This is a genomic window from Ilumatobacter sp., assembly GCF_041688325.1.
GTDB lineage: Bacteria > Actinomycetota > Acidimicrobiia > Acidimicrobiales > Ilumatobacteraceae > Ilumatobacter_A.
Window position 1 is genome coordinate 1 of record NZ_JBDNIJ010000035.1, and the last position, 5,162, is coordinate 5,162.

Here is a 5,162-nt window from a genome sequence, read left to right on the forward strand (position 1 = left end):
CCGAGTTTCGCGCTACCGAATGGGCGCTCCAACCACGCCAACAACGACACCTCATCGTCTCCATCGCCAACATCGCAGGCATCCAACTATGAACGATGCCGAGTGGTACCGGTCGCACCCGTGGCAGCCCGTCGCATGGATGGAACAAGCCGAATGCGTTGGCCTCGACATCATGGTGCCCGACACGGCCGAGCAAAGCAAACAGGCACAAGCCGTTTGCGTCGAATGTCCGGTCCGGTCCGAGTGCATGGAATACGCGCTGGCGGACCCGGGCTTAGTCGGCATCTGGGGCGGCATGACTTCACGGGAGCGGCGACAGGAACGGCAACGACGGGACGTGAAGCCGAGTCAACGGAAGCCGATCAAACACGGCACAGATGGCGGATATCACGCCCATCGACGGCACGGCGTACTACCAGTTTGCCCCGAATGTTCGAGGGCACACGCTGACGCCGTCGCAGAACATAAAGCAACGAAGGAGGCCGCATAGATGGCCCGCATCAACACAGAAACGAAGGCAGCAGCATGAGTGACCCGACAGACATGACGCGCCCACAGCGGTTCGCACTAGCCGACCGGATCGAAGCCGAGTTTCGCGCTACCGAATGGGCGCTCCAACCACGCCAACAACGACACCTCATCGTCTCCATCGCCAACATCACAGGCATCCAACTATGAGTATGGCCGACCCCGCCAACATCGCCGCAGCCCCAACCATCGACCATGGCCCCGACGCCGAAAGTGTCCACCACGCACGCCTTCGACACCCTGCCGCCAGTATGTTGGCGGTCACATACGAAAGTGACCGGGCGACAGTCTGCGCTGCCCCGGTCGTGACCGGAGGAGTAAGCCCCTGATGGCCTACGGCGACGGAGCACTGTTCAAAAACGATCTAGGCACGTGGACGATGTTCGTCACGGTCGATGGGCGGCGATACGAAAGGACCGGCAAGGACAAGACAGCGGTACGAGCAAAGATCGCCGATCTTCGCCGCCAACTCGCCACCGGCGAATACGAAGCACCAACGGCGAAACACGCCCGCTACCAGAGGAGTAAGCCCCTGATGGCCGCTAGCTTAGCCGACCCGACCGACGACCGCAGGCTCCACGACCTGTACCGCATGTACGACATTGCGGGAAGATTGCTCTACGTCGGCGTCACCAACGGCGGTCTACGCCGCTTTATGGAGCACTCGAAGGACAAGACCTGGTGGCGCGAAGTCGACTCGATCAAAGTCGAGCACGCCCACTGCACCCGCAGCGTCATCGAGCGGATGGAGCGCGATGCCATCGTCGCTGAAAGCCCGCTGTACAACGTCGCCCACAACCACGGCATCGCCCCTCAGGAACTCCCCGCACCAAAGATACAGCACGGTTCTGAGTCGCCTCGCAGGGCAGCCGAGCGCCGGCTGATCAATGCAAGTAACTTGCCGGGCCATTCCAAGTCGGCCGTCCTGACTAACGACACGATCAAAAATGGGCAGATTGTCATCCACCCCACATATGGGATCGGTGAAGTCATTTCAACATTCTTTGACGGCTGCGATATATGCGCCGAAATCCGATACGACTCCGTCCGCGTACTACACTCCCACGTGAAGCAAGCCAACCTCAGGTTGGCCCCGACATGAGCGCCACCGAACAGGTCACGCCCCACGCCTACGAAACGACCGCAAAGTGAGCTCGCAAGTGACCACCACCGCCATCGTCCGCGCACTACACTCCGATGGTTGGTCACCACTGCCACTACCGGCAGGCAAGAAGTTCCCGCCACCGGACGGGTACACCGGCTACCACGGCAAGTACCCGACAGTTGAAGACATCGACAAATGGGAAGCGCAAGGACTCTGGACCGGCAACGTCGCACTACGGCTTCCGTCCGACGTCATCGGCATCGACGTAGACGCGTATAAGGGTGGCAGTGTCGACGACCTCGAAGCGTTATACGGCACCCTCCCCGAAACCGTCTGGTCGACTAGCCGAGGCGACGGCTCCGGTATCGCCATGTTTCGCGTCCCGGTCGGCACCACGATCAAGGCCAACCCCACCGACGCCATCGAAGCCATCCAGGCCGGCCACCGCTACATGGTTATTCACCCCTCGATCCACCCAGACACAGGCGACACCTATCACTGGATCGACGAAGTATCAGGCGAGACGCTCGACGCGCCACCATCGCCCGAAGACCTCCCCGACCTACCGTGGAAGTGGATCGAAGGACTGGCAGCCGTCAAGGGCCCCACAGCCCCCGCAGCGGCACCGCAAGCCGTGCAGGCGTTCATCGCCGCAGCCAACGGGTACAGCGCCCCAGGACGGCTCAGAGGCGTGCAAACCAGGCTCGACAACTACACCGGCAGTCGACACGACACGCTCGTCGAAATGGCGTGCTGGGCCATGCGTGAAGCCGCCGCCCACTGCTACGCCGCAACCGATGCCATCGCCGTTCTCGAAACGTGGTGGAACAGGGTGATCGACGACCCCCGACGAATCGACGGCAACGAGTTCGGCGCGGCTATCGCATGGGCCACCGCCCAAGCGTCCCTCGACACGACACGCGTCACCGAGATCCGCAAGGAAGTGGAAAAGCACAAAGCGCAGAACGCCCCGCCAGCCCTCACGCCGCTCAGCCCACCAGGCAACGTTGACCCCGAAACCGGCGAGATCACCGACGCCACGCCACGGGACCGACGCAACCTGCCCGAAGAGTTCTGGAACGCACGCCCGGTACTCCAACACATTCGCCAAGCAGCACACTCGCGCATCCGATCAGCAGACGCCGTTCTACTCTTCACTCTTGCACGCACATCAGCCATCGTGTCACCCAACGTTGCACTCCCCGCCATCGTTGGTGGACGGGCATCGCTCAACTTCCTCGGTGGGGTCGTCGCAAGTAGTGGGGGCGGCAAGTCGTCTGCCGGGTCCGTAGCTCGCGACCTTGCCGAGATCAACCGTAAGGACGTTGTAGCCGACGTCCCGCCAGGGTCCGGCGAAGGACTCACCGAGCTTTATTTCGAGATGGTCACCGAGGAGGAACCGGACGGCAAAAACCGCAAGGTCAAACGGCAGACCAAAAAGGGAGCATTCATCTACCTAGACGAAGGCCAAGCGCTCGCCGAAATGGGGAACCGCAAGGGCGCCACACTGCTGCCCACGCTCCGATCTGCATGGTCGGGCGAGGTGATCGGCCAGTCCAACGCCACCGCCGAGACGTACAGGGTGCTCAAACCCAACAGCTACCGAATGTCGATCATGGTCGGGTTTCAACTCGAATACGCCTCCGAACTCATCGCCGACGCAGCAGGTGGCACCCCGCAACGGTTCGTATTTGCAACAGCCACCGACCCGACCATCCCCGACGTACCACCGGAATGGCCAGGCGCCCTACACGTCATAACACCCGACAGCGTCGCCGGGGGCAGCGACATCGAGATCGCCCCCGAAGTCGTCGCCGAGGTCCGTCAACGAGCACTGCTGTCCGCAAGGGGCGAATATGTCCCTGACGCGCTCGACAGCCACGCCGATCTCGTACGACTCAAAGTGGCTGCCCTCGTCGCCATCCTCGACTCAAGGGCTGATATCAACGCCGAGGACTGGCACTTGGCGGGCGTCATCATGGCCGCATCGGGTGCCGTTAGAGGGTGGGTGATTGCCACAGCCACCGTCAAGGCGCAGCAGTCCGAGGCTGCCCGCACCGACGCCATGATCCGCCAGCAGTCGGCGAGCGAGTCAGCGGCCGAACGTCGAGCCATCATCGGCGGCGCCAAGTCGATCGCTAGGCGCGCCCACAGGGTCGGCGAACTCGCAACGCGCGGCGCAATCAGCCACGCCATCGACTCCAAAAACCGGAAGCTTGCCACCATCGACTCGATGCTCGATCACGCCACCGAAGAGGGCTGGATCACCGTCACCGGCGAGGTCGTCACGCCCTCAAAGAAGGTCGCATGAAGTGTTCGATCTGTTCGATTAAATCAGGTGTTTTCGTTGGAGTGTTGGAGACTCCAACGTTGGAGACTCCAACGGACCCCCCCTTCTCGCACTTTTGCCCGGAATCCATCTACCAGGAGTTATGTATGTATGTATCCGGACTTTTCTGATACATCAGCGAGCGAGAGGGGGGGGGAGTCGTTGGAGTCTCCAACACTCCAACGATCATACGTTCGATCGTTCGCTGAGCAGCATCCCAACCACCACCACACCAACCACCGAAACCGACCCGAAGGAGAACGCAGCATGAGCGTCTACAAGATCGCCGCATGGATACCGGTCAGCGTCGAGGCACTCGAAGACGGTCCCAGGTTCAACAAAGCCTTCCACGACTGGCTCCGACGAATAACCCATCCGTGGGAGTTCCCAGACCGCCCCGCATGGCGCCACACACCAGCACTGTTCCCGAGGTTTGACCGAATCACCCGATGGATGCGAAGGAGCGAACAATGACCGAGCACTTAATCCCATGCGAAGGCAGCGGGCACGACGGGAAACCTACACCGCTCGGCACCGTGGCCTGCGGAATGTGCGGAGGCCAACTCCTAAGCCTGACGCTCGAGATGCCAGCACACCACCGCCACAACCGCCACCACGACGAACACGAAGCCCTCGAACGCATCCGCGACCAATTCATCGACGCCCACAACCACCAGGAGCCAGCAGCATGAGCATCCACACCGACACCGAGCACATGTTCCGCCGAGCCGCAAAAGCCGTGACGGCCTTGCAGTCGATCGAACGTCACCTCAACGCCGAAGAAACCGAAGCGCTCGAAGGCGTCTCAGTGCCCCGTGACCCATCGAGGGGACCAACGATGCCCTCAGACGATCCTGAGCCGCCTACGGGCCACAAGGATGCCACAGGAGACATTGCAACATCAGGGAGACTCGAACACATCCGCCGCAGTCGGGCATCAATCACATTGGCGCTCGGAGGCGTCAACAAAGCCTTCGACCACCTCGCCCGTGTCGCCCGAGCCACACTGTCAACGAATCAGCCGAAACTTGACCCCGCCGACAGTTCCGCACTATGCAGCGGCCCGAACTGCGACCTACACCGGGAACCAGGCCGCACACTCTGCCTCGGCTGCGGTGCCGCGTTCGCCCGCATGGAACGGCGGGAATCGAAGCCATGCTGCGGTATCTGCGGAGAACGTGACGTAGAAAGCTACCAGAC

At 61.8% G+C, this 5,162-nt stretch carries 6 protein-coding genes; all 6 read left to right on the forward strand.

What is annotated here, in order from left to right; translation table 11 throughout:
• Positions 1–139: 139 nt before the first annotated feature.
• The 6 genes from ACH2EI_RS02395 (at position 140) to ACH2EI_RS02420 (ending at position 4,654) form a co-directional block, all read left to right on the forward strand.
• The gene (locus ACH2EI_RS02395) at positions 140–490 is read left to right on the forward strand and encodes a WhiB family transcriptional regulator (RefSeq protein ID WP_395159059.1); all 351 of its coding nucleotides are present in this window, start codon (positions 140–142) and stop codon (positions 488–490) included.
• A 35-nt stretch (positions 491–525) separates the two neighbouring features.
• On the forward strand, positions 526–678 hold the full coding sequence (locus ACH2EI_RS02400; protein WP_395159051.1) for a hypothetical protein: 153 nt from the start codon (positions 526–528) through the stop codon (positions 676–678).
• A 178-nt stretch (positions 679–856) separates the two neighbouring features.
• On the forward strand, positions 857–1,630 hold the full coding sequence (locus tag ACH2EI_RS02405; protein WP_395159053.1) for a hypothetical protein: 774 nt from the start codon (positions 857–859) through the stop codon (positions 1,628–1,630).
• Positions 1,631–1,688: 58 nt separating this feature from the next.
• Positions 1,689–3,944 carry a bifunctional DNA primase/polymerase gene (locus ACH2EI_RS02410; protein WP_395159054.1) on the forward strand — a complete coding sequence of 752 codons (2,256 nt, stop codon included), beginning with the start codon at positions 1,689–1,691 and terminating at the stop codon, positions 3,942–3,944.
• A 285-nt stretch (positions 3,945–4,229) separates the two neighbouring features.
• Positions 4,230–4,436, forward strand: coding sequence for a hypothetical protein (locus ACH2EI_RS02415; RefSeq protein ID WP_395159055.1), 207 nt, complete (start codon positions 4,230–4,232; stop codon positions 4,434–4,436).
• Positions 4,433–4,654 carry a hypothetical protein gene (locus ACH2EI_RS02420; RefSeq protein ID WP_395159057.1) on the forward strand — a complete coding sequence of 74 codons (222 nt, stop codon included), beginning with the start codon at positions 4,433–4,435 and terminating at the stop codon, positions 4,652–4,654. Before ACH2EI_RS02415 ends, ACH2EI_RS02420 begins: the two co-directional genes overlap by 4 nt.
• Positions 4,655–5,162: the final 508 nt, after the last annotated feature.